General features: G+C 44.2%; 28 protein-coding genes and 1 pseudogene. 9 read left to right on the forward strand and 20 right to left on the reverse strand.

The window, feature by feature from the left end; all coding sequences use genetic code 11:
* Positions 1-121 precede the first annotated feature (121 nt).
* The 4 genes from PATL_RS13955 to PATL_RS13970 all read right to left on the reverse strand — a co-directional run bounded on the left by PATL_RS13955 (position 122) and on the right by PATL_RS13970 (position 4,895).
* The gene (locus PATL_RS13955) at positions 122-2,008 is read right to left on the reverse strand and encodes a TonB-dependent receptor plug domain-containing protein (protein WP_011575499.1); all 1,887 of its coding nucleotides are present in this window, start codon (positions 2,006-2,008) and stop codon (positions 122-124) included.
* Positions 2,009-2,524: 516 nt separating this feature from the next.
* Positions 2,525-2,902, reverse strand: a complete 378-nt coding sequence (locus PATL_RS13960; RefSeq protein WP_011575500.1) for a hypothetical protein — start codon at positions 2,900-2,902, stop codon at positions 2,525-2,527.
* A complete protein-coding gene (locus PATL_RS13965) occupies positions 2,899-4,167 on the reverse strand; it encodes a class I SAM-dependent methyltransferase (protein WP_011575501.1) in 1,269 nt (422 codons plus the stop codon). The genes PATL_RS13960 and PATL_RS13965 overlap by 4 nt, the downstream gene beginning before the upstream one ends.
* A complete protein-coding gene (locus tag PATL_RS13970) occupies positions 4,167-4,895 on the reverse strand; it encodes a hypothetical protein (protein ID WP_011575502.1) in 729 nt (242 codons plus the stop codon). The genes PATL_RS13965 and PATL_RS13970 overlap by 1 nt, the downstream gene beginning before the upstream one ends.
* A gap of 333 nt (positions 4,896-5,228) precedes the next feature.
* Between PATL_RS13970 and PATL_RS13975 the strand changes: the two genes are divergently transcribed.
* The 3 genes from PATL_RS13975 (at position 5,229) to PATL_RS13985 (ending at position 8,027) form a co-directional block, all read left to right on the forward strand.
* Positions 5,229-5,888, forward strand: coding sequence for an isochorismatase family protein (locus PATL_RS13975; protein ID WP_011575503.1), 660 nt, complete (start codon positions 5,229-5,231; stop codon positions 5,886-5,888).
* 202 nt (positions 5,889-6,090) lie between these two features.
* On the forward strand, positions 6,091-7,104 hold the full coding sequence (locus tag PATL_RS13980) for a polysaccharide deacetylase family protein (protein ID WP_011575504.1): 1,014 nt from the start codon (positions 6,091-6,093) through the stop codon (positions 7,102-7,104).
* Positions 7,104-8,027 carry a polysaccharide deacetylase family protein gene (locus PATL_RS13985; RefSeq protein WP_011575505.1) on the forward strand — a complete coding sequence of 308 codons (924 nt, stop codon included), beginning with the start codon at positions 7,104-7,106 and terminating at the stop codon, positions 8,025-8,027. The genes PATL_RS13980 and PATL_RS13985 overlap by 1 nt, the downstream gene beginning before the upstream one ends.
* A 156-nt stretch (positions 8,028-8,183) precedes the next feature.
* Here the strand turns inward: PATL_RS13985 and PATL_RS13990 are convergent, their stop codons facing one another.
* Entirely contained in the window at positions 8,184-8,711 is a 528-nt protein-coding gene (locus tag PATL_RS13990; protein WP_011575506.1) for a DUF3750 domain-containing protein, read from the reverse strand.
* 221 nt (positions 8,712-8,932) lie between these two features.
* On the opposite strand from PATL_RS13990, the gene PATL_RS13995 reads away from it, so the two are divergent.
* Together PATL_RS13995 and PATL_RS22935 are read left to right on the forward strand one after the other, a co-directional pair.
* On the forward strand, positions 8,933-9,373 hold the full coding sequence (locus PATL_RS13995) for a GNAT family N-acetyltransferase (RefSeq protein WP_011575507.1): 441 nt from the start codon (positions 8,933-8,935) through the stop codon (positions 9,371-9,373).
* 426 nt (positions 9,374-9,799) lie between these two features.
* Positions 9,800-10,000: pseudogene (locus PATL_RS22935) on the forward strand (hypothetical protein); the annotation flags it as partial.
* A 331-nt stretch (positions 10,001-10,331) separates the two neighbouring features.
* Here PATL_RS22935 and PATL_RS14005 read toward each other — a convergent pair.
* A complete protein-coding gene (locus PATL_RS14005; protein WP_011575509.1) occupies positions 10,332-10,886 on the reverse strand; it encodes a GNAT family N-acetyltransferase in 555 nt (184 codons plus the stop codon).
* A gap of 84 nt (positions 10,887-10,970) precedes the next feature.
* The gene (locus PATL_RS14010) at positions 10,971-11,321 is read right to left on the reverse strand and encodes a hypothetical protein (RefSeq protein WP_041713884.1); all 351 of its coding nucleotides are present in this window, start codon (positions 11,319-11,321) and stop codon (positions 10,971-10,973) included.
* Positions 11,322-11,530: 209 nt separating this feature from the next.
* Here PATL_RS14010 and PATL_RS14015 point away from each other — a divergent pair, with 209 nt between their 5' ends.
* Positions 11,531-12,739, forward strand: a complete 1,209-nt coding sequence (locus PATL_RS14015) for an IS4-like element ISPat1 family transposase (RefSeq protein WP_011574664.1) — start codon at positions 11,531-11,533, stop codon at positions 12,737-12,739.
* A gap of 112 nt (positions 12,740-12,851) precedes the next feature.
* On the opposite strand, the gene PATL_RS14020 is transcribed toward PATL_RS14015, so the two are convergent.
* The 3 genes from PATL_RS14020 to PATL_RS14030 all read right to left on the reverse strand — a co-directional run bounded on the left by PATL_RS14020 (position 12,852) and on the right by PATL_RS14030 (position 14,725).
* Entirely contained in the window at positions 12,852-13,181 is a 330-nt protein-coding gene (locus PATL_RS14020) for a hypothetical protein (protein ID WP_157043415.1), read from the reverse strand.
* Between the two features lie 96 nt (positions 13,182-13,277).
* Positions 13,278-13,847 carry a TIR domain-containing protein gene (locus PATL_RS14025; RefSeq protein WP_011575512.1) on the reverse strand — a complete coding sequence of 190 codons (570 nt, stop codon included), beginning with the start codon at positions 13,845-13,847 and terminating at the stop codon, positions 13,278-13,280.
* Positions 13,848-13,888: 41 nt separating this feature from the next.
* Entirely contained in the window at positions 13,889-14,725 is an 837-nt protein-coding gene (locus PATL_RS14030; RefSeq protein ID WP_011575513.1) for a macro domain-containing protein, read from the reverse strand.
* Between the two features lie 168 nt (positions 14,726-14,893).
* Here PATL_RS14030 and PATL_RS14035 point away from each other — a divergent pair, with 168 nt between their 5' ends.
* Positions 14,894-16,102: an IS4-like element ISPat1 family transposase gene (locus tag PATL_RS14035; RefSeq protein ID WP_011575376.1), complete on the forward strand. Its 1,209-nt coding sequence runs from the start codon at positions 14,894-14,896 to the stop codon at positions 16,100-16,102.
* A gap of 79 nt (positions 16,103-16,181) precedes the next feature.
* On the opposite strand, the gene PATL_RS14040 is transcribed toward PATL_RS14035, so the two are convergent.
* The 4 genes from PATL_RS14040 to PATL_RS14055 form a co-directional block, all read right to left on the reverse strand.
* Positions 16,182-16,490, reverse strand: coding sequence for a hypothetical protein (locus tag PATL_RS14040; protein ID WP_157043416.1), 309 nt, complete (start codon positions 16,488-16,490; stop codon positions 16,182-16,184).
* A gap of 186 nt (positions 16,491-16,676) precedes the next feature.
* A complete protein-coding gene (locus PATL_RS14045) occupies positions 16,677-17,204 on the reverse strand; it encodes a hypothetical protein (protein WP_041713887.1) in 528 nt (175 codons plus the stop codon).
* A gap of 119 nt (positions 17,205-17,323) precedes the next feature.
* Positions 17,324-18,151 (reverse strand): DUF2971 domain-containing protein, encoded by an 828-nt coding sequence (locus tag PATL_RS14050; protein WP_011575516.1) that lies wholly within the window; start codon positions 18,149-18,151, stop codon positions 17,324-17,326.
* A gap of 118 nt (positions 18,152-18,269) precedes the next feature.
* On the reverse strand, positions 18,270-19,112 hold the full coding sequence (locus tag PATL_RS14055; RefSeq protein WP_011575517.1) for a hypothetical protein: 843 nt from the start codon (positions 19,110-19,112) through the stop codon (positions 18,270-18,272).
* Between the two features lie 99 nt (positions 19,113-19,211).
* On the opposite strand from PATL_RS14055, the gene PATL_RS14060 reads away from it, so the two are divergent.
* The gene (locus PATL_RS14060) at positions 19,212-19,451 is read left to right on the forward strand and encodes a hypothetical protein (RefSeq protein WP_011575518.1); all 240 of its coding nucleotides are present in this window, start codon (positions 19,212-19,214) and stop codon (positions 19,449-19,451) included.
* Between the two features lie 246 nt (positions 19,452-19,697).
* On the opposite strand, the gene PATL_RS14065 is transcribed toward PATL_RS14060, so the two are convergent.
* From PATL_RS14065 to PATL_RS14075, 3 genes are all read right to left on the reverse strand, one after another.
* Positions 19,698-20,609: a DUF1838 family protein gene (locus PATL_RS14065; protein ID WP_041713889.1), complete on the reverse strand. Its 912-nt coding sequence runs from the start codon at positions 20,607-20,609 to the stop codon at positions 19,698-19,700.
* A 68-nt stretch (positions 20,610-20,677) separates the two neighbouring features.
* Entirely contained in the window at positions 20,678-21,094 is a 417-nt protein-coding gene (locus PATL_RS14070) for a PaaI family thioesterase (RefSeq protein ID WP_011575520.1), read from the reverse strand.
* Entirely contained in the window at positions 21,094-21,876 is a 783-nt protein-coding gene (locus PATL_RS14075) for an enoyl-CoA hydratase/isomerase family protein (RefSeq protein ID WP_011575521.1), read from the reverse strand. The genes PATL_RS14070 and PATL_RS14075 overlap by 1 nt, the downstream gene beginning before the upstream one ends.
* A 121-nt stretch (positions 21,877-21,997) precedes the next feature.
* Here PATL_RS14075 and PATL_RS14080 point away from each other — a divergent pair, with 121 nt between their 5' ends.
* Complete coding sequence (locus PATL_RS14080) at positions 21,998-22,894, forward strand: hypothetical protein (protein WP_011575522.1); 897 nt, start codon at positions 21,998-22,000, stop codon at positions 22,892-22,894.
* Between the two features lie 126 nt (positions 22,895-23,020).
* On the opposite strand, the gene PATL_RS14085 is transcribed toward PATL_RS14080, so the two are convergent.
* From PATL_RS14085 to PATL_RS14095, 3 genes are all read right to left on the reverse strand, one after another.
* Positions 23,021-23,467 (reverse strand): hypothetical protein, encoded by a 447-nt coding sequence (locus tag PATL_RS14085; protein WP_011575523.1) that lies wholly within the window; start codon positions 23,465-23,467, stop codon positions 23,021-23,023.
* Between the two features lie 173 nt (positions 23,468-23,640).
* Positions 23,641-24,450 carry an alpha/beta fold hydrolase gene (locus PATL_RS14090; RefSeq protein ID WP_011575524.1) on the reverse strand — a complete coding sequence of 270 codons (810 nt, stop codon included), beginning with the start codon at positions 24,448-24,450 and terminating at the stop codon, positions 23,641-23,643.
* 89 nt (positions 24,451-24,539) lie between these two features.
* Positions 24,540-26,765: a TonB-dependent receptor gene (locus PATL_RS14095; protein ID WP_011575525.1), complete on the reverse strand. Its 2,226-nt coding sequence runs from the start codon at positions 26,763-26,765 to the stop codon at positions 24,540-24,542.
* Between the last annotated feature and the right edge of the window lie 203 nt (positions 26,766-26,968).

Here is a 26,968-nt window from a genome sequence, read left to right on the forward strand (position 1 = left end):
AAAAGCGGTACTTGTAAAAACGGTTCTTATAAAGGCGGGACTTATAAAATCAGAACTCATTCAAACCATACTCCCACATTCACTGAGCCAATCAACACGCGACGAACGTAACGCAATCTCGTTACCAAAAGTAGCTTGCTGTAACAGATAATTGATCAGAGCGCCCTGGCGTGCCGGGGATCTCTTCAAAAGATTCATCCCACAAGTTATCAACCGCCACCACCACGTTAAAGCCGTCTATCTGTGGCGGTGAATAGGTCAACGAGATATGGGTGAAAAAAGCGCTATCGCCGCCATTTCTCAACAGGTTGTCTTCTTGTTTTCGCCATTCATTATCTACTTTGAGCTCAAGCGCTTCAGCGGGATACCAAATCACACCCAAGGTGAATCGATGGGGAGGATAGTTTAGCGCGTAGAAACTTGCGTCTATATTTTCATCTCGATAGTCTTCAGATTTATCAAGATAGGTATAGCTCGTCACGACATCTGCGCTTTCTAAACGAGCAATTGCCATCAGTTCAACCCCTATGGTTTCGATATCAACTGGGTTTGCCACCCGTGCGGATGTAGAGTCAAAGCGGTAAGTCCAATCAGTGAGTTCGTTGTCCCAGCGGTAGAACACAGCAGAATCTACGCGCCACGAGGCTTTATCTAACGACACGCCCAACTCTAGGTTTTTACTGGTTTCACGCTCAAGTGTGTCATTGCTTCTAAACAATCCACTGGAGGTACTTCCACCAATGGCGGTATACCCTGCGACTTGTGTGGCTTCAGAATATGAAAAGTTCACCGTCCGTGTAGACTTGTCTGCGTTTGTTTTAAGCCAAACGATATCGCTTATCACGGATACCCGCGAATCATCGCGATTGGTGTCATCAAATGCCGCCCCAACACGAAACGTTAATTGTTCGTTGTCTTGCAAGGCAACTGCATACTCAGGCACCACACTGAACTTGTAGTAATCCCGCGAGGTGAAGTTGTTCTCAAGGGTGGTCGATTCAATCTCATCCGCTGTGAACTGCGCTGCATAGTTCAGCGCCAGTTTTGAATCTGTCATATGCCGACCCGATACTGCCACTGACTTTACCTTGGTTTCGTGAAAAGCTTGAAAAGCCTCTGGGTTTTCCCGTGAAAATACATAGTGATCGTTTTGCTGTCGGTAATAAGCTGACACTTCAACGGTGCTTTCTTGAGCATATTGCTGCTGGTGATTAAATATCAACAAACGGGTTTCTAAATCTTCTGTTTCATTCACGTTGAAAGGGGTATACAGGTTAGGCCAGCCAAAAAACTTTTGTTGATAACCGAAAAAGAGATCCGTTTGCGAGGTGTCGCTTATGAGCTGCACCCGCCCAGATGCCCGTTCGAAACGGTGATCCCCCTTGTCTATGGTGCCATCGCTTTCAGAGCGCGAATATTCACCTTCACCGCCAGCTTTCCACTGTGAAGAATCATCCACCGACCAAGAAATGGCGTTGTGTACCCTTTGCATATTAAAGTTATTTCTGCCAGCGCCTAATGAAACGCTACCAGCAGTTTGAATAGGTCGCCATTTGTAGGCCACTGAGCCCACTGAACTATTTGCGCCGTAAAGTGAATTATCGACACCGGTTAAAATAGCCGGTGCCGTGAGCATTTCTGGCGCAATAGGAATTTCAGCCACGTAATGGCCAGTTTGCGGATCGACAAGGGTGGCGCTGCCCACACTAAAGCCGGTGTTTTCGAAGATACCGCCGCGGATGGTGACATCAGCTTGTGCTTCAGCCATGTTTCTAGACTGCAGATCGACTCTAGGGTCGTATTCTAAATTAGAGATGGGAGAGTTGAAGGTGCCAACCGGTGATTCATTCGCTGTAGCTGAGCCTTCGATGTTAATTTTTTCGACGTCTTTTTCAGACACCTTTTTAACACTTTTCTCAATAGAGGTTGCACTGTTTGCAGATACTGAGAAGCTAGAAGCCATAGTTGCGGCGACAGTTAAGGCCATTGTTATTGCAGTGCGGAGCATTGTGTGTCCTTGTTTTGCAAGCTTTTTTTGCATATCGTTATTTGTGTTTGTGTTTCTTAGAGCGTAATTCGCATACCTATATCATGATCATGGCGTGCTTTTACAATACCCTTACTTGCTCAACGATTTCATGCTCAGCCATTTGCTAGTTTTAAATCAAGCAATCTAAGCACTGTTTAGCATTTTTCTCGTTTTTATTCGTAAAGGCATGTTTGTTAACCCGATATTTAACCGGCGAGGATTGTATATGATTGGGCACTGCCTAGGAAGGTGAGACGTAATAATACCAATGCGCATTAATAAGTGCCCTTTCAGAATGCGCCCAGCGGTCTTTGATTAAGGCGTCGCTATGCAGGAATGGTATAAGAATACGCTAACAGAGGTGATTGCTCACAGGCATGGGCTTCAGCCTGTGCGCAATCTTACATTTTTACATTCACAAACCTGCTAAGTGCTTGAGGCAGCGCTTGTGTATCTGTTTATCGACTTGTATATCGTCACAAATGGCAAGCTCGGTCACCACTTGGTGAGCTCGTCTTGCACGGTTTGCATATCAGGGTCATCACGATCTAACTCTTCTTTGTCCTGCTGCATAATACGCAGTACGCGCGCTAAATAAGCTTGGGTTTCAAGACTGCGTTTCGCTACTTCTTCTTTGCTTGGCTGATACTGGTCGAGTTCGCCTTTTTCAATCACGCCTTTGTCCACCAACATACATTCAAGAGACGATAAGCGCTCTTTAGTGACTGACAGCTCCATGGCCAGTGTCATGGCCACTGACAAAGCTTGCTCAGTTTGCTTATTGACTAAGAAGTAAGGACGCTGGCCTTTGGCTTTACTGCCTGCTAAATTCGTTTTTTCGCTTTGTGTCAGATGTTTTTTAATCTCACTCATGCTGCATTCTCACTTGTCTTTTCGACGACGTTTACGTCTTTATTACCATCTTTTTTCGCGTTATTTCTTACATTCTGTCCTTTCCATAACCCAAGGGCGTTCCACACGGGTGAGCGGCCATAATCTTCACCGTCTGTTTTTGGCTTACCGAATATCTTTTCATCTACTTTGGATACCACCCCAACATCAAATAAATCGTTAGGATCGAAGCCACATTCGGCGAAAACTTTCGGCAAATCAAGCTCGTGCATCGGCCCCCAATACGGTTCGTTATTAAAGTACGTATCCCAGTCGCGAATAAATTGCTGATAAACATCCATGCCTGTGTACTGGGGTTGTTCAAGGTGCAAGTTCAAGCCGCCATCCGCTAGCAAGCGGTTGATGCTCTTGAGGATTTTAGGTAAAGACTGATGTGATAGTTCATGTAAAAACATCGAGGTGGTAATTAAATCGAATGAGCCGTCATCGTATTGACTGAGATCTTCAGCATTGGCTTGTACAAATTGAATATTGCTTAACCCTAGCGATTTGGCGCGAGCATGGGCGTATCGCAAACTTGGGCGCGCCACATCTACCGCAATCACCTCTGCATCAGGGAAGTGTTCGGCCAAAGGCAATGCGTTATGCCCAACGGTACAACCAATATCCAGAATACGCTTAGGGGCAAAATCTGGGTGCTGAGTTTTAAGCCAGTTGGCGATGCCCTGCCCGCCACCGTCACTTAACGCGCCTAATAAACCGGCTGTGGTCACAAACAGGCCTAAATCGTAACTTGCCGCTACAGTGACATCGTTCTCAAAATATTCTTGGTAATAACACCCTGGCTGGCAATGTATATCCACAGAGCCCACATTCGGCGGAATACTCACGCTGTTATCTAGCTGGATGTTGCCATCGTTTTCACAGGCTTTATCCACCTTTGCCACTATGCCTTCAATCTGCCCAAGCACTTGAGAGCGTGCGGCTTGGTGGCGCATTTCCATGGTATTACGCCGCAGCGCACTCCACATTTGAAAGTAGCCGTTGTTCAACATATGTTTGCGCACGTCATGACGTGACGTTGGCTCTTTGCCTGTTTGCGCGATAATGGCAGGTTTTACCTGCTTTTCATAAGCGGTTTTAACGCCGGGCAATATTTGGCTGCTTAAATGCACGTTAAGGTGCGTCAGAAAATTCAATCGAGCCACTTCATCGTGACTCGCTACCGGAAACACATCGTGCTTGGTAAGCACGTCCCACGAGGGTAACGCATTGCTGTCGCTCATTATTCGCCTCCAATAATTTGATAATCGGTTAATTCATAATGGGTTTGCATGTATCCTTCAACGCCCGCTTTAAGCAACAAATAGTCATCGTCAGCACTCACCCACAAGTCATACGGCGGGTGCTCTTCAGGTAAGTTGCCTGCGGTATCGACCACTTGAAAATGCCGAGCGATGAATTTCCCTGCTTGCACCACAATGTTTTCTTCACCTACATAGCGAATACCCAGGCCATTCATTTTGAACAGTAAAGGCCCTGTCGCGCCGCGATGATCAGGTGAGGTCAGCATAATATCGGGGAAAAAGGTTTTTCCTGGCCCTTGCGATAAATCATAAAGCTTCATCAAGATACCGTCCCCGACGATAGGATGCGATTGTAACCATTTGACGCCTTGCTCAAGCTCAATTCGCTGGGTGATGCGCCCATCTCGCTGGTTATGGGTCTCACATTCAGCATAGGTATCAGTAAAACGGATCCAGCCGCTGCCTTCATATTTATCCCCCACGGACAAACGCACGCTACAGTCAATTGGGCTGCAGTCCTGACGCATAGATTGCACCACATCGCGCACTACATTTGGCTCATCGTCTATTTCGCAGTGAGCATGCATGACTTGTACACCATCTGATTGAGTGGTGATGCTAAAAAACTCACGTCCTCTTTCTTGGCCAAATTTTTCTGGTTTTCTGCTGGTGTATTGGATCGTCCCGCGAATTGTTCTGTGCTTCATGTAGGGTCCTGCCTTTATCTGTGTAAGGTACCTTGTAGAGTACTGTGTAGAATGCTTCGTAGAAATACACTCTAAACTTACTCTTCAAAGAGTACGTGACTAAGCCTGCTACGTATTTAGTATCACTTAAATCAACTGAGTGAATTGGTCGATGTCAATTTGGCTAGCAATTATATTTGCATGGAGTGCTAAAATTGAGTTATAAATATAATTGTTATATCAATAGCACATTTAGAAGAAAGTGCACCAAAAATTAACGCAATTCAAGGTTAAATTGTTGTCAATATCAGCCATAAAACCTATGACAATTATCAAAGATCTGAAGGTAACCCGATGCAAACGACCACTAAGACCGCAAAAGAGATTTATAACGACGTAAAAAATAACCCCGCGCGTAAACGTTTTGGCTTTGGTAATAAAGCGGTACTGGTCAACATCGATCCGCAAAAGGCCTATACCTGCACAGATGAGTTTGCCACCGCTTACGAGACCGACCCACGGCAAATGGAATACATCAATGAGATGTCAAAAACCTTTCGCGCTAAAGGGTGGCCAGTGGTATGGACCCATGTCGCTTACATGGATAGCGCCGAAGATGCCGGTATTTGGGGCACTCGCACGGATACTCCGGATTCACTGCAAAACATCAAGTTTGATTCACGGCGCAGTGAATTTGATGATCGCCTCGAAATCGATTACGTCAAAGATGTGGTTTATCTCAAAAAAATGCCCTCAGCCTTTTTTGAAACTCAGTTGCAGTCATTGCTGGTATGGCACCAAGTGGACACGGTCATTTTAACGGGCGGCTCTACCTCAGGATGCATTCGCGCCACAGCCGTTGACTCTTTATCTCGTGGCTATCGCACCATAGTGCCTGAGGAGTGCGTAGCGGATAAACATGAGAGTTACCACTACGCGAATTTAACGGACTTGTCTCTTAAATACGCCGACGTACTCACCTTAGACGAAGTGAATCAGTGGCTTGCTAAGTAACCTGAATACTGGATAAGCCGAGACTCTCGATAACGCTCTTTTTCGTCACCGAGTAAGCTTCAGAGTAAAACAACTTGGGTATAGATGCGTAAGCCATTGAATAATAATCTTAAATCCCATTGGAGCGATACTTCTTATCCAGAACTCAGGTGAAGTAATAAAACCTTAAGCGCAAACGACAGTACACAATAGGCAGAAAAATATGAAAAGCGATCCTGGATTTTACGACTATTGGCCTTACGAAAATCGCCCGAAAATTCGTTGGCCCGGCGGTAAAAAAATGGCCTTTTGGGTGGCGCCGAATATTGAGTTTTATGAACTGAATCCGCCAGCTAACCCATCTCGCAAAGCGTGGCCGCAGCCCTACCCAGCCACACAAGGCTACAGTATCCGTGATTACGGCAATCGTGTGGGCCATCAGCGGCAAATGGACTTACTGGATAAATACGGCATTCGCGGCTCTATTTCGTTATCAACTGCCCTTTGCGATCACCACCCTGAAATTATTCAAATGTGCAAAGAGCGAGATTGGGAGTTTTTCAGCCACGGCATTTACAATACACGTTACACCTACGGCATGTCTGAGCAGCAAGAGCGCGACATGATCAAGGATTCAATGCAAACGATTTATCAGCACACAGGGCAAAAGTGTGCTGGCTATTTGGCACCAGCGCTGTCCCATTCAGAGCTTACCTTAGATTTATTCGCTGAAGTAGGCACAGAGTTGTTTGGCAATGAAGGCGGTATCTATACCTGTGATTTATTTCATGACGATCAGCCCACCCCCATACACACTCGCAGTAATAAACCGTTTGTGTCTATTCCTTATTCACTGGAAATGAACGACACCATTGCCTTTGTAGTGAACAAAATTGAACCCAGACGTTACGGCCAGATGCTCAAGAAAAACTTTGATCGACTTTACGCCGAAGCGGACGAATCAGGCACCATTATGTGTATTCCTACACATAATTATCAGGTGTCTTGCCCACATCGTATGAAGGCATTTGAAGAAGCGCTTGATTACATCACCAGTCACGAGGATGTATGGGTGACCACAGGCAAAGAGATTGCCGATTACTACCTTGAGCATTACTACGAGCAAGCTAAAACAGACATTGCGCAAAAGAACGCGGCTGCCTTAAATAACGCTGTAGCCTTGAATAACGCTGTGGCCTTGAATACTCCTGTAGCCCCGAACAAAGGAGCGAAATAATGGCGCTAGATAAATCATACCTAGAATACGCTCATCGCGGTCATGGCATGGATCACGACCGTTACGATTGGTCGATGCTCACTGACAGACCCAAAGTCACTTGGCCTGGCGGTAAAAAGCTGGCATTGTGGGTGAATGTTCCGTTGCAGTTTTTCCCGCTGGATCAAAAAGGTGAGCCGTTTAAAATTCAAGGCGGCATGACCATGCCTTACCCTGATCTGCGTCATTTTAGTTTGCGTGATTACGGTAACCGGGTGGGTATTTTTCGTTTTTTAAAAGCGTTTGATAAATACGGTGTCACCCCGACCTTTGCCATGAACACCGAGCTAGCCAAGCGTAATCCCTATTTGCTCAATACCATCAAAGAGCGGGGCAATGAAGTGATGTGCCACGGCATGCACATGGACGCCCTGCATTATGGCGGCCAAGACAAACATGCCGAAACCCAGTTAGTACAAGACTCGTTATCGCAACTACGGGAGTTAACCGAGCAAAACATTACAGGTTGGTTGAGCCCTGGGCGCAATGAAAGTGAGAACACCCCAGAGCTTTTAGCCGCTAATGGCGTTGAATACTTTTGCGACTGGGTGAACGATGATATGCCCTATACCTTTAAGACGCAGCAAGGTCATTTATGGGCCATGCCATTATCCAATGAATTAGACGATGCCTTTATCATGCTCAATAATTTACACAGTGAGGATGCCTACGCAGAGCAAATGATTGATGCCTGTGATTTTCTACTTAAAGAGGCGAACGAGAGTGGCGGGCGAATTCTAAGCTTAAATATTCACCCTTGGATGCTAGGGCAACCCCACCGCATTGGCGCCCTCGAGCGCGTACTTGAATACGTGATGAGTCAAGATGTGTACAGCGCAAGCGCCTGTGAAATTCTGAGTGCTTTTAAAAGCATTCCACGTTAATAAGTGATCACTCAGTGAGAGTGTAAAAGGGTTTAAACAAGGCGCATGACTGAATGAATAGTTATTCTCTTTCGAACGATGAAGACTCTGCCCACGATATGTGATTACACATCGTGGGCTTAGCTTCCCATTTAAATTTTCGACCTAAATAAATTTCTAATTCGCGTAACCACTACCAATCGCCCGAAACGGCATATCCAGCTCTAATTCTGGTACCTGCAAACCCACCCAGGCAGGAAACGTATTGCTGTTAGGCCCTGGAAATAAGGTGTACTCGTTAGCCCAAGGGTAGCGACTCACCGCTGCGGTTATTTTAGGGATAAGCTCAGCGGCTTTGTCACCCTGAATAGATAAGACCGCTTCGGGCTTCGCCCCATACCAAAAACGGTCTGGCGTAGGGGTTTGGTATTCACGCAGTGCGGGCAGCCCTTCATTGACTCGCCAGCCAACCACTTCATACACTGTGTATTCAGGCTCGTTTTCAAGCTTAACCGCCAACCACGTATGCACTGCAAACCAGCCGCGCCAACTAAAGGCATCAGCGGCATAAACCTCAATCGATGCTTGGGTTTCTATTACTGGGTTAAGGGCAAGACCTGCAGGCTCTCGTGATGCCGTGCGCCAATCCCTGTTTGTGCAGGCCGCCAACAGGCTGACTAATACAATCAACACCAATACTTTCATTCTTCCCTCGTCAACTATTTTGTTTTAGTACCTAGCGCGCAGGTTATTCATACGCTCTTTTAACAGACAATAAAGCAAAATTGTATCGGCGAAGCAAGAGAACACTTGTTACCAATTTCTTCTAAATGCACCTAACTGCTCGCTTTTCCAAGCAAAATACTTTTATGATGATGTGTCTAGTGAGTGCTATCGGCCAAACTGATAAATGAAGGGTCACATACATGCAAGGATATAAGATAAGTACGGATACAAACGAAATGGATCTCGATGTAATACATGGGTTTATTTCGAGCACCTACTGGGCTAAAGGTATACCAAGAAGCGCGATGGAAAAAGCCATTAGAAATTCATTGTGCTTTGGGGTGTTGACCGAGACAGGTGAGCAAGTGGGCTTTGCTCGTTTGATCACTGATAAAGCAACGTTTGCATATCTCGCTGACGTATTCATTTTGCCTGAGCATCGTGGCCTCGTCCTAAGCAAATGGTTAATGCAAAATATTATGGCTCCCCCCGAACTTCAAGCTTTGCGCCGAATGCTATTGGTAACCCGAGATGCACAGGGTTTATATGCACAATTTGGCTTTAAAGAGGTAGTCGCACCTAAAGGCATGATGCAAATATTACGACCAGACGTTTATCAGCCTAAACCTGCGAAAACATGAAAAAACAATATCCTCATTTGAATACTGATCGCCTTCACTATCGTTATAAATGTGTATGTTGTGGGGCATATGTAAAACACGGCACGCGCCAGTGTTATCGCTGCGATAGCTGGTTTTCCGATGATGACGTTACCCAAATGCTTAAACATTACCGCAATAACAGCAAGCAGAACTGGCAGCATATTATTTACTTTGTTGTTTTTGTGGCAATAGCGGTAGATCTTTTTTTCGCCATGAGCTATTTAGTTTAGCGGGTATATTGGTGCGCAAATAATAAAAGGCTAGCCCTAAGACTAACCCTTGTACACTTCGCTACTGCTTTGTATATAACAGCTTATTATTGAGCTCGCTGGCGTTTAAACTTCTGAAAAAAAGACACCAAAATATAAAGACACCCATAATAAAAATGGTCATGATAAGGTCAGTCATATCGATAACACTCACAGACCTATTCTACAAAGATTGGGATTAGACGCTGTTCAGTGGTTAACCTTAACAGCTGAGTTCGAAAAACACTTCTGCTACGCTGCTGGCGCTGAGCAAATGATGAATGCATTTAAACGCCACACTCATCATCAACGGCTGCGAGGAATGGCCAAAGCGAGAGAATTATTAAAGCGTGCTTGAAACAACCCTAAAGGACCCATTCCCAACATAGCTTGTAGCTTAGCCCCTTGCCTAAAAATCGACCTTAAACGCCGTTTCCTTCCTATAGGCGCAATATTCCAGTAGAAATCCCTAATCGTTCAGATAAAAAGTACCTCAACGCTTCTTTAGAGGTATTTCCCCATACTGAACAGGTGTGCTTTTTAATACGATTCTAAAGATGGGTGTCTATGTATGTTGGGTGTCTATGTATGTTGGGTGTCTATGTATGTTGTACGTTTGCGACGCAGGAGCAAAACCAACTGTTTTTAGTCTGCTGAATGGATTTTTGGTGAGTGCAGTAAACTAAAACTTATAAAATTTTGGTAATCTCTGGCTTTATAAATAAACCTAGGATGTTTCCGAAAAGTTTTTTGTATATAGATTCTATTTCCTTTTTAGTAATACCTGAACCATATATTAACATTTCAAGATTTTCGCCTGGTTCTTTAACTATAAAACCAGAAGGTAAAAAACCGTTTTTTCGGTAAAATTCTTTACGTTTAACTCTTTGTTTATAATTATTTGTTTGTTTATCTATGACCTCAATATTTAAAACTATCCTTTTACCTAAATGTTCATTTTTTAAGGATTCGAGCACTTGACTACCAAAGCCTTTTGAACGACAAGATTCTAATATTGCAATTGATTGGATAAATACAATATCCTCATATTCCGTTATATAAATAAGGCCAATCCACTTATCTTCAGCATACAAAGCACTAAAACCTACCTTACCATTTCTCAACTTATACTTGAGAAGCCATTTAGGCACTTTCCTCGCTTCTGGGAATGCTTCTTTATAGAGGTCTATTACCCCAATATAATTAGCGCTACCACTACTTATAGGTGAGAACGTAATGCTCATAGGGAGTACTCATAACGCCCCAAGCAGGGGAAAACGCGAACGTTTAGGCACAGCCAGTGAGTGGTTTTCCGATGACTTGGTTTGTTATGCATCAACGAGTCCAAATAGGTTGGTGTAGTTCTTTTTATAAGTATTCACTGTTACCTTCGACCATATTAAAGCTGCATTAATAAGAGCAGGTAAAGCTATTAACAATGAAATAAGCTGGGTACTATCAAAAGGAATTAGAAACCCAGTTAATGCACCTGAAATGTAAGTTGCGTTGCAATATTTTCTGTACCAGCTGATATTTTGATACATGACCGATATTTCTAGCCCGTCATTAACAGCATCAAAAAACATATAGAGAAAAATCAAACCGACTAAAGCCCAAATAATACTTTCTGGCTCTGCAATTTTGATTGCAAAACCTAAAAACGTTAGTGCAATTAACACTAAACCCCAATTCGAATAAGCTCCTTTGTATAGGAGAGAAGTGTCTACTGGTCCTGTTGATAAAGGTCGTCGATTCATAGCTTAATTTGATGTATAACGCCCGCGTCTAACGAATCCCCTCATAATTATGAGCAGAAACAATAACATAGACACGCATAGCGCCATTTGATCTAATAAATTTCGCCAAAAACCAACTAGATAACAACACCATGCGTGATATTCATATCTTACACGATTTGCTTAAAAAACAATGCCCTAATCTACATGCCAAACGTCTTTCCGCTTTGATGGTTGCCACCCAATCTTTGCTAGATGGCCAGCAACTATCGTTGACCGAATTAGGACGCAATATCTCAGGCTCCGTGGCCCCGAAACACAACATTAAACGCATCGACAGGCTGCTTGGTAATAACAACCTACATAATGAACGGCTCGACATCTATCGTTGGCACGCTCGCTTGCTTTGCGGTGCTAACCCCATGCCGGTTGTCCTTGTGGATTGGTCTGATGTGCGTGAGCAGCTCAGGCATTTAACCTTACGTGCATCGGTCAGTGTTCAGGGGCGCTCTGTCACGCTTTATGAGCGCGTATTTTCATTCGGTGAATACAATTCACCTGTTAGTCATAATCCGTTTTTACGGGAGTTGGCGAGTATCCTGCCGTCGGGTTGTTGCCCGTTGATTGTGACCGATGCAGGCTATCGTAACCCTTGGTTTCGTGAAGTCGAAAAGCATGGATGGTTCTGGCTAGGCCGAGTGCGCGGTGATGTGGGATTTAAGCGTGATGGGCAAGCATCATGGCAAAGTAATAAGTCGTTTTATCCCAGTGCAAATTCTCGGGCCAAATACCTTGGGTGTGGGCAATTAGGGCGTAAAAGCCCGCTTCATGCACACCTGCATTTGTACAAAGCAAAGGCCAAACATCGAAAGGACAACCGCTCTTCAAAGGCAGGTCGAAACCACACCGCCCAGCAAAGCTATCGTGCCGGTAGCAAAGAGCCTTGGCTACTCGCCACTAACCTTCCCGAGAACGATAAACTTAACTCAAAACAGCTGGTTTCTCTTTACGCAAGACGGATGCAAATAGAAGAAACCTTCCGCGATATTAAAAGCCCTCAATACGGAATGGGACTGCGCCACAGCAACAGTCGCTGTACCAAACGATTCGACATATTACTGCTGATAGCGATGCTCGCAGAATGGCTATTACGGTTACTCGGTATCATTGCTCAAAAACAAAATTGGGAAAGAGCATTTCAAGCTAACACCATCCGTCATCGGCGCGTGTTATCTATCATTAGGCTAGGCAGAGAAGTCAGGAAAAGGGCAAAAGATTACAGGATGAACTCAGCCCAAATGACATGGGCTATCGCCCAATATATTACCTGGGTTCACAAAGAAGGAAGACCAATTCTATGAGGGGATCCCCCAGCGCCCGCCTAACACGCAATGTGTTGGCATGGCTTTTTGCGTTGTTTGCCAAAACCATGACAACAAAACATTGTCGGAGTTTAGGCGCTTGTTAGGTGTATCATTCACCACGTTCGTTAAAATCCCACCAAGTTACTTTATATCCGGCAGCAACAGTATATTGAATATGTTGTTTTTCATTTTTGTATAGGAACATAGCTTCACATTCACCATCAGGGCTTTCTATTGGAGTTAAGTACTCTTTAGACCAACCTTTACTTTCAATATGCTCAACAACTCTAGATTTTTGGTATTCATAATCAGTGCTACAAGCCATGGATGGCTCAGTTACTAATACGATTGAAATAATAACGATCAGAATAAGCAAGCCATAAGAAATAAACTTGGTCAGATTAAACATCCTATCTATCAAAGTATTCACTAAGCTCAAAATACACCTAACGCCCGGCTCTGGGGCTGCATGGAGCGCAGCGTAATGCAGTCCCTAGCAGCCGTTTGTTAGGTGCTCCCTTGCTCGCCGAGAGAATTAACACGGATAAAAAGACTTGGCTGCATCCTTTTTTGTATTCACCATAAAGTCAGTATCCTTAAGCGACTTTTCGATCAGTGCTTTTTTGTTTGGGATATGTAGAGTGGGCACTGAATCCATTGAGTCTCGAAACTTTGGCAATTTATCCCAAAGATCCTTTATCTGCTTTTTGAACGTTTTTGATTGGCAGTTAATAATATCAGATTTTTCCGTGTACTCTGGATATACAACAATAACCGGCAAGCCCAATGTATTTATTCCGTAGTCAATTTCTTCACGAATCGCTTTGGAACTTTTTGTCACAGAGCTTAAGAATAATATTATATTCTTAGATTTACTGAGTCGCTCTCTAATTCTCGGTTTTAAAGTTTTGTCCCAATCACTGCCGTCCCTTACATTGTAGTTTTTATTGTGGGAATCATTAAATGGAAAGTCTGAATCCTTTCCTTTCCATGCTCTAAGCATGCTGTAGCTTACAAAATCTTTAGTTGCATGAGCGCCTAGACCACCTTCAGTGAATGGCTCACTGACGTAAAACGCTGAATAATTTCCGTTGCGATATGCCATGTCTTCTCCTAATTATATAAGTCTCGTTCTAAGAGCTATTTTTAAAGCCCATTGTTGGACGATTTAATATCGAGTAAGTTAATAGCATCCATTTTCTCTGGATGAATAATAATAGTTAGCTTTGCTGGATACTTGAATCGCATCTCACTAATCCTGAATGTCCAAAGCATGATCTTAAGCAAGTCTTCATCACTGATATTTTTGTGCTCTTTAATCCGCGTTATCCCTGACCCAAAAATTGGGACCGAAACACTTTTTTGTGCATAGATTCTATTCACCCTGTCCCAGAAGTTAATAAGAAAACTGAGATATTCCGGCATCGTTAACCGAGCTCGGTTTTTATCGTCAAATTTCGAAAAAGCTGTTAACAAATACTCTCCATATACACAAATGGCGCCAATTTCGAAACGTTTCTTTTTCCCGCTCTTCCTCTCCGGATTTTCGCCAACAACATCATCATCTTCGAAAGGATAGTTTTCGATATAACGATCAAGGTCAACAACTGAAGTGTCAAGATGGCTATTAATAAATATACCGTTCAGTGAGTTACTAGATATAATCTTGTTATCCACTTTCGTATCTAAATATTCATTAAACGCTATGACTTTAAAATCAGGCTGCTTAAATATATCCCCTTTTTTTATCGTGACTTCACTTCCCTCGATATTAGTGTGAATCTGCTGCAAGTTGTTAGATCTGACCCACAAAGCCACATAAACGCCAAAAAGCAGTATTAAAAATATGCCCCCGACCACGAGCTTACAATCTTTGGGTATCTCAACAAATATAAATGCAAGCGATGCCACGACACTTATTACAGAGACAACTTCAAGAAATTGCCTGAAAATTCTCTTATCCAGAAAACTTACCTTTGCCAAAGGCTTTCTCCCTTAATTATGACAGCCTGATCTCGGCTGATACCATTTACACCTAACGCTTAACACTAACGAATCCCCTCATAATTATGAGCAGAAACAATAATATAGACACGCATAGCGCCATTTGATCTAATAAATTTCGCCAAAAACCAACTAGATAACAACACCATGCGTGATATTCATATCTTACACGATTTGCTTAAAAAACAATGTCCTAATCTACATGCAAAACGCCTTTCCTCTTTGATGGTTGCCACACAATCTTTGCTAGATGGTCAGCAACTGTCGTTGACCGAATTAGGACGCAATATCTCAGGCTCCGTGGCCCCGAAACACAACATTAAACGCATCGACAGGCTGCTTGGTAATAACAACCTACATAATGAACGGCTCGACATCTACCGTTGGCACGCTCGCTTGCTTTGCGGTGCTAACCCCATGCCGGTTGTTCTTGTGGATTGGTCTGATGTGCGTGAGCAGCTCAGGCATTTAACCTTACGTGCATCGGTCAGTGTTCAGGGGCGCTCTGTCACGCTTTATGAGCGCGTATTTTCATTCGGTGAATACAATTCACCTGTTAGTCATAATCCGTTTTTACGGGAGTTGGCGAGTATCCTGCCGTCGGGTTGTTGCCCGTTGATTGTGACCGATGCAGGCTATCGTAACCCTTGGTTTCGTGAAGTCGAAAAGCATGGATGGTTCTGGCTAGGCCGAGTGCGCGGTGATGTGGGATTTAAGCGTGATGGGCAAGCATCATGGCAAAGTAATAAGTCGTTTTATCCCAGTGCAAATTCTCGGGCCAAATACCTTGGGTGTGGGCAATTAGGGCGTAAAAGCCCGCTTCATGCACACCTGCATTTGTACAAAGCAAAGGCCAAACATCGAAAGGACAACCGTTCTTCAAAGGCAGGTCGAAACCACACCGCCCAGCAAAGCTATCGTGCCGGTAGCAAAGAGCCTTGGCTACTCGCCACTAACCTTCCCGAGAACGATAAACTTAACTCAAAACAGCTGGTTTCCCTTTACGCAAGACGGATGCAAATAGAAGAAACCTTCCGCGATATTAAAAGCCCTCAATACGGAATGGGACTGCGCCACAGCAACAGTCGCTGTACCAAACGATTCGACATATTACTGCTGATAGCGATGCTCGCAGAATGGCTATTACGGTTACTCGGTATCATTGCTCAAAAACAAAATTGGGAAAGAGCATTTCAAGCTAACACCATCCGTCATCGGCGCGTGTTATCTATCATTAGGCTAGGCAGAGAAGTCAGGAAAAGGGCAAAAGATTACAGGATGAACTCAGCTCAAATGACATGGGCTATCGCCCAATATATTACCTGGGTTCACAAAGAAGGGAGACCAATTCTATGAGGGGATCCCCCAGCGCTTAACATATGGGGATTTTAGGAGCGCTTTTTCAGCAAGTAAAATTCCCACCATTATGTTTTTGTTAACTGCCATTACTGATAACTACCACTGGCTTTTGACTATGAACATATTGATAACCAAAAGCACTGATAATGAAAATGACACCAAAGACATTAAGATACCGAGAAAACATTTTGTATTGTGTTTCATTGTTACGCTTATCGTAGTGGTCTACAACTACCAAAAGAGCATTTATCGCTGCGGTGATTAAAGCACAAATGAATAAAATCAAACCTAAATTGGTGAACGTAACACCATTGCTACCAGCTCGACCAGGAAAATAAAAACTGCTAGACAACCAACCATACATAGCCAAAATATAAGGACGCACGCCCATATTACGTTAAAAATGCGCGTCTTCTTCGGAATGTGATTAGGCTTAAATTCTTCCATGACTCTCGTTGGCAGTTAACGGCCCGCATAACGGGCAAATACACGTAGGCTAAAATACCGAGCAAAGCGAGGGGAGCCTACGTGTATTTGTCCCCCGCGAGCGTAGCGAGTGTTTATGCGTTTGTTAGCCATCATTTTGCTCAATGCTAAATGTTGTAGCACTTCCTAGATCTAATCCATTTGAGATAAATCTTGCTTCTACTACCAAGTTAAGAGGTTTCTGTTTTCTAGGGTGTTGGTCAAACCAAGGAAATACAAAACGAAGCGTGTCCTCTTTGGGAATGCCTGACAACGGTATATTGGGAAAAATCATATCTGGCAACTCCCCGCTGACAACATGAAAATAAACACCAAACTCTGATATGTCATAGGTTGAGATATTTGGAAGTGAGACCTCCAGTGTAATAACTCCTGAGTCGCTGCAAGAATTATTACCTTTGTAATTTGCACGCGAGATTTCGATGTTGGATACAACCGGAGCGGGAACAGACTCCCAATATTCTCCTTCTGCACCTTCATTTATTTGACTCGGTCCAGGGTGTTGTTCCCACCGTTCCAATGTTGGTTGAAACAAGCCACCTGTGAAAAAAGAGCAAGCTGATGCACTGAAATTGACTAGGTAAAAGAGTAGAGCAAGAGCTGGATATCTCATAATTCTTTCCATGATGGCTAACGCCCATAATAACGGGCTAAAAATTGTGGGCTAAAATGAGTGAGTCACGAGCGATAGCCCACTGTTTTTAATCCTGTTGATTTGCTTGTTATACATACTTACAAAGTCACTATTTCTAATGAGTAACTTTCAGTCTGGAGCTTTGCCTCTTTGATAATTACATCAGGGTATGTCGCTTTTAATGTATCTATTAGTAACTTTCTTTGTGTTGATGGCATTTTCTCGCCAATAACAACCTCTTTAAGTGTTTCCGAAGCATAGTGATGAAAATTACTTTTATCTAAAGACATAATCCTAAGTTCATTTTCATAATCCCATTCAGTAGACTTTGTGGCTATAGTTTCAGTCACCGCCTGGACAAAATTATCACTTCCCTCAGAGCCTAATACGCTTTCCGATTTGATGAAATCTACAAGATTTAAAGTGTTAGGTGTGTTTTGATATTGAATTTTTATCGGTCTCATTACTTTATTAGATGATGAATAAATATCTTGCTGTAATAAGTCATTATCAAAGACCAAACAAAAACCTCTTAAGCCATCAGCATAATGCGACCACATCAGGTTATTATAAATAGGGTCATTACCAGGTTCAGATAATGACAAACAAACGATTTTTGAATTATGAATAACATCAATAAGGATTTGAAGATCGTGTTCAGCTATCTTTTGAAAAAGTTGGGCATTTGTGAACTCACCTTCTTTCAACCCCATTTCTGTCAACATTTCAGTATACTTTTTTTGCCCTATTTCTTCTTTTGACTGGCATACGAAGACATCTAAAATATCTTGGGGCACTAAATTGTCTTTAATGTGTGCACCTTCAAAAGGGTCATTAAAGTCGCTTTGATTCGAAAACCATAATTGCTTGTTCGCTAACGCAGTTAGATTATTCGCGTTAAACTCTCTAAATTTATAAAGTAACATATCTTCCTTGAATTAAACTGCGAGCGTGATGAGTATGTATAACGCCGCCATAAACCGCGCGAGCTTGCGAGCGTCGGGCGACCGAAGGGAGCGAATTTGATGGCTTTGTTATGCAATTTTACCAACCTCTAATTGAACGCAATCTTGACTGTAATGATGCCGATAACTCGCCAAGACCTTCGGCATTAGGAAGATATCTTATGTACCGTATATGCCGTAGATCGAAAGGAATATCGTGCTCTGACTGTGTTATAAGGATCACTTCTTTTCCGATAGCGTGAGCAACTCCGGCCTCGTAAAACACATTGGGATTTTTCCCTGAACAGTCACATATTACAACTTTGGCTCTAGCTATTATGTTTACAATATCTTGGATTATCGTGTGGTGCTCCCATATATCGTCAGCTCTTACGCTCTCCATACCAACAGCACCGATTGATTGTTGAAGAACAGCGTATACCGAATTAAATTCAGCCCCAAATGGCATCATGATCGAAACAAGACTCTCATCTTGCGAGTAAGCCGCTTCAAGCGAGAAAACCTTTGGGCTAATAGATCTTTTTTGTTGGTTTTGTAATAACAGCTTAAATAGATCAACGTCGCACACAGACCAACATGTATGGGATAAGCCAAACCGACCTAACCGCAATTCCACTGAGTGCCCTTCTAACTCAGCATTGGAAATTGGCTGAATGCTATTGTCAATGGCGTACTGAATGGCTGTTTCAGAATGCCCTAGGGTGATATTTGTAATATACGCTACTCTTGCGAATTGCGGCCCATTGCCCCCAGTTTCAGTCACCAAAAGTGCAGGGCATTCCTTTAATTTAGCAACATCGAGTGTACCGTTTGAATAAAATCTACTGCCAACAGGATCGTCTTCTCTAATGTACATGCGACCTGTTGACAGTGTTCCGCCTGAGTCAGGCCATCCTTGAAAAGACACTAGCAAGTGAAACATATTTTTAATTGCTCCCTTTGTGGCTCAATATTTGTTCTGCATAACAACTTATTAGTAAGACCGCGCAAGCTATACTACCTTGTAAGGTAGGAGATAGTTATGTATCGGCGCACGAATAAATATCAAAAAAATGTTAGCGAATCATACACTAACAGATCTAAAAATGAACAGCGTCTTGAACGCAGTGAGAAGATATCGCCCGAGCGCGTTATCCCTAAATTGAGGCGTGTCATCGAAATCACAGACTATGACACTGGGCAACCCATCGTTCATCGCATTGAGTTGCGTAAATGTGACCGCATTGATTGCTATGATGCGTTTGTGGATGGTGTACTTTAGAAACGACGCGTAGGCTGGAGCAATGTGTTAACAGGGATACGTAAAGCAATGCCCAGATTAGCTAGGGCGTAAAGATTTCTGTTATGGTTGAAATTTAGCGTCCCCTGTCCACATAAGCATTGAGTTAGCTGATAGCCTGTAGCTAAGCTAAAACGCGCGGCTCCCCAAGGTGAAAATCAATCAAAAAAGGTTAGCCCTAAGGCTAACCTTTCTACGCTTCGCTACTGCTTTGTATATAACAGCTTATTATTGTGCTCGCTGGCGTTTAAATTTCTCGCCTTTCACCACTTTTTTATAACCCGTCCAGCTGGTTTCATTCGGGCGCTTATCATCTGTTGGCGGCGGCGTTTTGTACTTTGGTGCGTGTTCGTTGATAAAGGTTTTCATCACTTCCCCCATATCGTCGAAACTATCAACTTTACGCCCAGCGGTGTGAATATAAATTGAGCCTTCGCGCCCACTCATCATCATAAAGGGTAGCCAATCTGAAATACGTACCCAACCTACGTGAACATCGGCGGTATCTTTTTCGCTATTGGTCAAGCTTTCTAAATCACCTGAAAAGTTGAATAACTCAGATGCGTGATACACCCCGCCGACCTCTTTCTGGTACTCACCGCCAAGGTCATTGTGATAGAAAAGCGGTACGGGGAAAGTCATCCACCAGTAGTCACCATTGATGTCACCACCGAATTTTTGTTTCCAAGGAGAGGCCGTACCATCTTCATTACGAGGAAAGCTAGGGGGTTGATTAACAGGATCGTTTAGCACATGGTGCACATCAACCACTTCGTTAGTCCATGGGTTTTCCCATGTATCCAGTGGCTGGCCAGTCTTTTTGTCTGTATAGAGTAGAATTTCGCGCGTAACGAGGCGATACGCTTTGCCTTTTTTACCGCCATCCACCGTGCCGCAGGTACGCACATTCATGCCCTCAACATTAAAAATATGCTTGTCCACCTCACCTTGACGGCGAGAAAACACCTTGCCTTTCCACCAGTAAAAAACCGGCTTATCGTCAATGGTTGAGCATTGGATCTTGCGCATCGCGGTATTAGCGCCCTCGGGGGTATTTAAGTCTATTTTTGTGGCCGCAAATGCACTGCTAAAAGACGCACTTGCTAGCAGTAGTAATGATGCCAGTTTGAGTTTATTCATGTGTTTGGTTCTCTTATTTTTGACCGTACCTAGACTAGTTGAATGGGCTTTTAGCGCATTGAGAATTATCAATTTGCACCTATGATCTTCCACACCCCAGTGGCCTGTAAAACAATGTTTTTATTGGTGAATATTCGCCCCTCAGCGAATATCACACTGCGGGTTTTGCGCACAACACAGCCTACACCATACAGAACGTCTCCTTGTTTGCCTGGTGCAATCAAGTTGCTGTTCAACGAAATGGTAGCAAAGCGAATATCGTGACCTATTTCATCGCCAATACCACGGTAAATCGCATAATCCGCAAAGGCTAATGTCACACCACCATGCACCACACCTTCAGGGTTAAGATGATGAGCTTCTATTTTTAGCGCTCGGTGCACTACCCCATTAATATTCTTCTCATAAAACGGGCCGATGTGAGCAGAGAAACCGTCTTGTTGACTGCACGGGGTAAAATGCTCGTCAAAGTGAATGTCAGTCATTATAAAAATCTCGCAGTGCGCTTTTCAACAAAGGCGGCTGCACCTTCCTTGAAATCTTTACCATGAAACGCATCATCAAATAACTGCTCTAGCGCAGCTTTATTATCCGAAGCTTGTGCATTTGCTTGGCTAACATGGGTTAGCGTGCGTTTTGTACCGCTAATCGAGTAGCCGCTCACACTCAATATCTGCGCGATTAATGCGTCGGTTGCAGCACTGAGCGCTTCACGCTCGACCACCTCGGTCACCAATGCCCAACTGGCAGCCGTGTTTGCATCAATTTTTTTGCCTAGGTAAAGCAGCTCTTTGGCTCGAGGCAAGCCCACTATATCCGCTAAGCGCTGGGTATCTGCCAAACTGTATAGCAACCCTAGTTTAGAAGGCGTGATCGCGAAGCTTGCATTGTTAGCGGCAATACGAAAATCACAACACATCGCCAGCCCCATGCCCCCGCCCACACACACACCATTGATTTGTGCAATTGTCGCAAAGGGTAAGGCTGCAAGTTTTTGCTGGGTTAATTGCACTATTTCGTTGCTAGCAGCAAAGGCATCTGGGTTGCTCAGCATACTATGTAATTCTTGTATATCTGCGCCGGCGCAAAACGCTTTGTCACCCTGTGCACCTAGCACTAAAACGCGTATTGATTGGTCCTGACCTAACACATCGCATGCATCCGCAATGGCATGCCACATGTCTTGGGTTAACGCATTGTACTTTTCAGCTCTGTTAAGGCGTAAATAAGCGACTTTTCCCTTTATATTCAAGGTGACTGTTGACATAAATCAATAAGCTCCGGCGTTGGTTAAGTACGTGGTTGCGTTGTGCGTTAGGTTACGCCAAATTATCATCTATTCAGTGCAATTTTAAATTGCCATTTAGCAATCTAACCGAGAAAACCCGATGAGCGAAGCCCTTTTAGGCCCAGTCGTTGGCGCTACGTTATTAGCGCCGCACCTCAAATTTGCCAGCCATTCGTATCAGTCTGGCATGGGTTATACCCTTATACGTGAAGAGGTGGTCACCCAAGCGCTTTGCGACCTGTGGAATGCTCCAAAACTGTTAAACAACCCCATGCATATTTTAGCCGCCGCCAATGGTGATGCTTGGCTGCGTATCGTTGAGGACAGAAGTTGCGCCGAAACAACGCCCCTTAAAACACAAGGCTGGATGGCACTAGAAGTGAACGTTGCTGACGTAGACGTGATACGCGCTGAAATCGACACCAAGGTATTTAAAATCATCGGCGAACCAGCGTATTTGCAAATAAGTGACGCCATAAAAGCCATGCAAGTCATTGGCCCCTGTGATGAGGTGAGTTACATCACTCAAATCGACAAACCCGTACCGCCTTTCGAATTACCAATGACGAAAGCTCGCACTGGTAGCTTATTTATCCCCGTGCTGTGTACCCAAAATCGCGATGCTAGCCTCGCGTTTTATGAGGCGTTAAACCAAGTCACTGGCATCAAGTTTGATACCAAAGTCACTGTGTTAAACAACGCATGGGGCCTTGATATAGAGCACCAATACCCGGTAGCGACACTGCAACTGGGCGGTAATTGCTTATTTGAAATAGACCAAGTACCAGATGCTCAACCCAGTGTACAAAACCCTGGGGCTTTACCCTCTGGTATCGCTATGATCACCTGCATGGTGGACGACATTGAATTTGCCGCGAAACAACTAAGCTTACCCATTTCCCAAGTGTGCAATGCATACTACCCCACATCTCAGGTTGTGTTAGCCACAGGGCCAGCGGGTGAGTTAATTGAACTAGTGGAACGCCCCGCAACTTAGAGGCAGCGGCTACCGTGCTCGCCATTAAATCCTGTTCGACATAAGATGTTAAGCGCTAAATGGAGTACTCATCTCCCTCTTTTTTCGCTTTAACAAACGCATCGTGACCAACGACTAGATGCCCGGTCAGACTAAATGCTCATCGCACAAAGTCCGCTTGAAACACACCCCGTCTTTAAACCAGTGCCAGGTTCTGGCGCGATGTTTTTTGTCTGCGCCCATCACGATACTTTCGTAAAACCACGCACCGGGCTCATCTTTACGTTCAAGCTCAAGTAAAAATATATTCGGGCTGGCAACCCAGCCATACCCTTTGAAGGTATCCGTGTCCCAGTAGATTTTGTCGTTTTGGATAATGCCGTCAAACGCGACGGTGAAAACCCGGCCATCATCCCAAGTAAATTGATTGCGCTGCACATACACAACGGGGCCTGTTTCTGGAAATACACATTCCACCTGACTTTGATGAAAGTCGAGAGTATTGCCTTGTGCGTCGATGTGCCGGTAGGTGCCTTGCCACACGCCTGCGTGTTCTAGCACGGCAGGCATAAGCTGTTTTAGTGTTGATGTCATAATGTTCTCTCTTCGTGTTATTTCTACTGCTGATGCCAGACAGCGATGTCTTGATCATGGGGTGATGTTGTGACGTTGTGATGTTGAGCTGCTTTGCTGTTTTGTATGAACAAAACATCCCAAAACTGCCATTACGCCGCACATGCTATGCAGCACGTGCTAAGCAGAGAAAGCTAAGCATCAAAGAATGCCAACCACTCAGCCGCGACTTGCTCAGGGTAAGCATCTAAAAAACCTGTCGCCCATTGAAAATAATCTTTGCGGAAACCATTTTTTAGATAAGCATCTACTCGTTCACTTTGCTCGCGCATATCATCATTTAAATTCATCACGAATAAGCGATGAGGCAGAGTTTTAATATCTTCTATATATTGCGCGCCATGGTGAAATGCAGCCATGTGGCCCCACTCATAGGCTTCGCCACCACGCAGGTTTTCCGCCATGGAATCTGCGCACATTTTCAACGTCATACCCGGCCCGCGGTAATGAATGACCCGCTCCCACATAATGCGAAAACGTGTTCCCTCTTCATCAAGGGGTATTGGCGCGAACATATCGCAAAATGCCTGTACTTCGCTTTCTAGAAATACTGGGGCAGCGATATTAATGACCTTGTTCACCCACTGGGGTTGCAATTGGGCTGCGCGCACCGACACCATGCAGCCTGTGTGGTATCCCACAAAATCAACGTTGCTAATATTCAACGTGCGCAGCACCTGCCAAACCGCTTGGGCGTAACATTCGATGCTCGCTAGTGATTCTTCAAAAGGCGGCGATGACTCACCGTAACCCGGATAGTCGATGGCAATCGCTAGCCTGTCTTTAGCCAACAAAGGTAAAACGTACTGATATGAACGGCTGGATTTAGGCACCATGTGCAAACACACTATGGCCGGTTTAGCTGATGCTTCGCCTGCCATGCGATAGTGAAGTTGCCCGAACTCTCCGTTTGTGAAATGTCGCGTGACCTTAGGGTTATGCATTATGACTCCTTAGCACTAGCTCAATAGCTGTAAAAAAGCCCTTATACCAAGGGCTTATCGTGTTTTAGTTAACAAAGGCTAGTGGCGTATTAGAATCTATATTCAAAATCAGCACCCCAGGTGAGCGGGTCCGCTACGTATTGGGTAAAATCCCCTGCGGCAGCGGCGCGTGAGTACACCTCATCACTTAGGTTTTTGCCCCACAAAGCGACGGCCCATTTTTCGCTGTTTGGCTCATACGCAATGCGCGCGTTAATGATAGTGCCTACGGAGGTAAGTGAGTGGGCAGGTGCATTTGCCACTAAGCTGTATGAATCATCTTCAAAGGAGAAATCAATGCGGCTGGTCAGCAAGCCTTCAGCAATTGGCATTCTATGGGTAAAACCAATGGTGCCTTTATAATCCGGTGCGTTCTTAAGCTCTAATGCTTTGGCACATTCAATAGAGACTTCGCCATTGCAACCTGGGCTTGAACCACTGTTGGTTAAACCGCCAGCCTGGGCCAGTGTCATTTCTGTATATTCGCCATCTATGGTACCGAATGTCACATTAACGGTAAGGCTGTCAGTCATTTCAAACAACGCTTCTAATTCGATACCACTGATTTTAGTTTCATCGACATTAAAGCGAGTGAATCCTAATCCAGGTACAGTGGAAGCGATTTGCAAATTATCGTAATTGTTGTAGAAGTAGGTTGCGTTCAAACGCAGGCGATTATCCAATAAATCACTGCGCACACCGACTTCAAACGCGTCTAACTCTTCTTCGTCAACCGGTAAAAAGCACGCTGTCTCAACTCCGAAGCAATCCGGTGACCAACCGCCACTCTTAAAGCCAGTTGAGTAAGACACATAGCCCATCACATCATCCGTAAATTGATTGTTTAACGCTATGTTGTAGGTGGTATTGCTAAAATCCAGCTCTTCATTTCGATTACCACCGCTGACAGGCATCAGAGCATCAATCTCTTTGGTTTCGTCGGTATAGCGAATTCCTGTGGTCAGGGTTAACGTTTCATTAAATTCATAGGTGGTCTGTAAGAATGCAGCATAGGCTTCGGTTTCTACGCCTAACTCAGAAGGAAAGACAAATATTGAATCCATCTGTACATCTTCTGTGAAGTAATAAACACCTGTGACGAAGTTAAATGCCCCTTCATAGTTGGATGTTAAAGTGATTTCTTGGCTAAATTGATTTTGGTCAGTTTGTTGGCTGTAAGGAAAGCCGATGCGACTTGATAGGTCATCTTCCATCTGGCGATAACCGGTTAAAAAGCTAAGGTCATATTCACCAATTTGTCCTTGCACATTTAGCGATAAACCACTGGTTTCGACTTCACTGCGATAATCATTGAAACAGCCTAAGCTCAAAAATGCAGCTGGCGTTGCGGCGGAACAGGTCACGCCTGGCACAGGTTCGATGGTGAACAAATTGTTATCCGCATCATTGGCTAACGCGACGGTGTCTGGCACAGGGTCAGAATCATCTTTGGTGTAATCAAAGGCGAGATTCATATTCCAATCTTCGCTAAATTCATTGTACAAGGCGATACGAAATGCTTTGGTGTCTTTCTCACCTGCCTCAGTACCGGCTTGGTCGGCAAAGTCACCATTGGGGTTCACCGTGTGAAATCCATCGCGAGATTTACTTAGCACGGTAGCACGGACTGCTGTGGTATCTGACAAGCCGACATTGCCAGTAAAGCGACCGTCTAAACGGCCATCGCTGCCCACAGTGGCTTTTACCAGACCGTAATTTTCATCTAACTCTGGTGCTTTGCTGATCAGTTTAATCGCGCCACCGTTGGAGTTACGTCCGTACAAGGTCCCTTGAGGGCCGCGTAGCACTTCTACTCGCTCCAAATCGACTAAATCAAATAGAGCGCCTACTTGGCGACCAACATATACACCATCGACATAGACGCCCACTGCCGGGTCGGCTGACACACGAGATTCGTCTTCCCCTACGCCACGTAAAAATATCCGTGCACCGCTGGCAGTCCCGGTGTTTGTTGCCAAACTGATATTAGGAATTTCGTATTGTAAGTCCAACACGTTGGTGACTTGTTTTAGTTCTAGATCTGCAGCACCAATAGCGGTAACAGCGACGGGGACTTCCTGTATAGACTGAGCACGTCTTTGTGCGGTAACCACGATTTTTTCTAGTTCTTTATTCTTAGCTACATCATTCTGAGCAGCTTCATTTTTAGTCACCGAACTCTCTGCGGTTTCTTGCGCCATAACCGGAGAAAATGTTGACGCTAAAACAGCCGCTATCGCGGTAGCAAGATACCCCTTCTTTACAAACGTACTCATAGATGTCCCCTTAATATTATTTTAATGTGTCATGAGCCTAATGACATATTATTATAACATTAAGCAAAGTCAAGGTGTAAAATGGTCAAAGAATGAACCCCTCAAAAACGACCTAACCAATTGTTAAATATATAAATAATTTCATTTCAGAGTACATAACCTCGCATTCAAGGTAGATTAATTACACTCGAAATATGTATATT

This window comes from Paraglaciecola sp. T6c (genome assembly GCF_000014225.1).
Taxonomy (GTDB): domain Bacteria; phylum Pseudomonadota; class Gammaproteobacteria; order Enterobacterales; family Alteromonadaceae; genus Paraglaciecola; species Paraglaciecola atlantica_A.

What these genes read in the sequence shown, in the direction of transcription:
- PATL_RS13995 (WP_011575507.1), top strand. Translation starts at nt 8,933, where the DNA reads ATGCAAGGATATAAGATAAGTACGGATACAAACGAAATGGATCTCGAT.
- PATL_RS14095 (WP_011575525.1), bottom strand. Translation starts at nt 26,765, where the DNA reads ATGAGTACGTTTGTAAAGAAGGGGTATCTTGCTACCGCGATAGCGGCT.
- PATL_RS13975 (WP_011575503.1), top strand. Translation starts at nt 5,229, where the DNA reads ATGCAAACGACCACTAAGACCGCAAAAGAGATTTATAACGACGTAAAA.
- PATL_RS14050 (WP_011575516.1), bottom strand. Translation starts at nt 18,151, where the DNA reads ATGTTACTTTATAAATTTAGAGAGTTTAACGCGAATAATCTAACTGCG.
- PATL_RS14015 (WP_011574664.1), top strand. Translation starts at nt 11,531, where the DNA reads ATGCGTGATATTCATATCTTACACGATTTGCTTAAAAAACAATGCCCT.
- PATL_RS14025 (WP_011575512.1), bottom strand. Translation starts at nt 13,847, where the DNA reads ATGGCATATCGCAACGGAAATTATTCAGCGTTTTACGTCAGTGAGCCA.
- PATL_RS14060 (WP_011575518.1), top strand. Translation starts at nt 19,212, where the DNA reads ATGTATCGGCGCACGAATAAATATCAAAAAAATGTTAGCGAATCATAC.
- PATL_RS14045 (WP_041713887.1), bottom strand. Translation starts at nt 17,204, where the DNA reads ATGAGATATCCAGCTCTTGCTCTACTCTTTTACCTAGTCAATTTCAGT.
- PATL_RS13990 (WP_011575506.1), bottom strand. Translation starts at nt 8,711, where the DNA reads ATGAAAGTATTGGTGTTGATTGTATTAGTCAGCCTGTTGGCGGCCTGC.
- PATL_RS13955 (WP_011575499.1), bottom strand. Translation starts at nt 2,008, where the DNA reads ATGCTCCGCACTGCAATAACAATGGCCTTAACTGTCGCCGCAACTATG.
- PATL_RS13965 (WP_011575501.1), bottom strand. Translation starts at nt 4,167, where the DNA reads ATGAGCGACAGCAATGCGTTACCCTCGTGGGACGTGCTTACCAAGCAC.
- PATL_RS14090 (WP_011575524.1), bottom strand. Translation starts at nt 24,450, where the DNA reads ATGCATAACCCTAAGGTCACGCGACATTTCACAAACGGAGAGTTCGGG.
- PATL_RS14055 (WP_011575517.1), bottom strand. Translation starts at nt 19,112, where the DNA reads ATGTTTCACTTGCTAGTGTCTTTTCAAGGATGGCCTGACTCAGGCGGA.
- PATL_RS13980 (WP_011575504.1), top strand. Translation starts at nt 6,091, where the DNA reads ATGAAAAGCGATCCTGGATTTTACGACTATTGGCCTTACGAAAATCGC.
- PATL_RS13985 (WP_011575505.1), top strand. Translation starts at nt 7,104, where the DNA reads ATGGCGCTAGATAAATCATACCTAGAATACGCTCATCGCGGTCATGGC.
- PATL_RS14085 (WP_011575523.1), bottom strand. Translation starts at nt 23,467, where the DNA reads ATGACATCAACACTAAAACAGCTTATGCCTGCCGTGCTAGAACACGCA.
- PATL_RS13960 (WP_011575500.1), bottom strand. Translation starts at nt 2,902, where the DNA reads ATGAGTGAGATTAAAAAACATCTGACACAAAGCGAAAAAACGAATTTA.
- PATL_RS14075 (WP_011575521.1), bottom strand. Translation starts at nt 21,876, where the DNA reads ATGTCAACAGTCACCTTGAATATAAAGGGAAAAGTCGCTTATTTACGC.
- PATL_RS14035 (WP_011575376.1), top strand. Translation starts at nt 14,894, where the DNA reads ATGCGTGATATTCATATCTTACACGATTTGCTTAAAAAACAATGTCCT.
- PATL_RS13970 (WP_011575502.1), bottom strand. Translation starts at nt 4,895, where the DNA reads ATGAAGCACAGAACAATTCGCGGGACGATCCAATACACCAGCAGAAAA.
- PATL_RS14070 (WP_011575520.1), bottom strand. Translation starts at nt 21,094, where the DNA reads ATGACTGACATTCACTTTGACGAGCATTTTACCCCGTGCAGTCAACAA.
- PATL_RS14005 (WP_011575509.1), bottom strand. Translation starts at nt 10,886, where the DNA reads ATGAGCATTACGTTCTCACCTATAAGTAGTGGTAGCGCTAATTATATT.
- PATL_RS14065 (WP_041713889.1), bottom strand. Translation starts at nt 20,609, where the DNA reads ATGAATAAACTCAAACTGGCATCATTACTACTGCTAGCAAGTGCGTCT.
- PATL_RS14080 (WP_011575522.1), top strand. Translation starts at nt 21,998, where the DNA reads ATGAGCGAAGCCCTTTTAGGCCCAGTCGTTGGCGCTACGTTATTAGCG.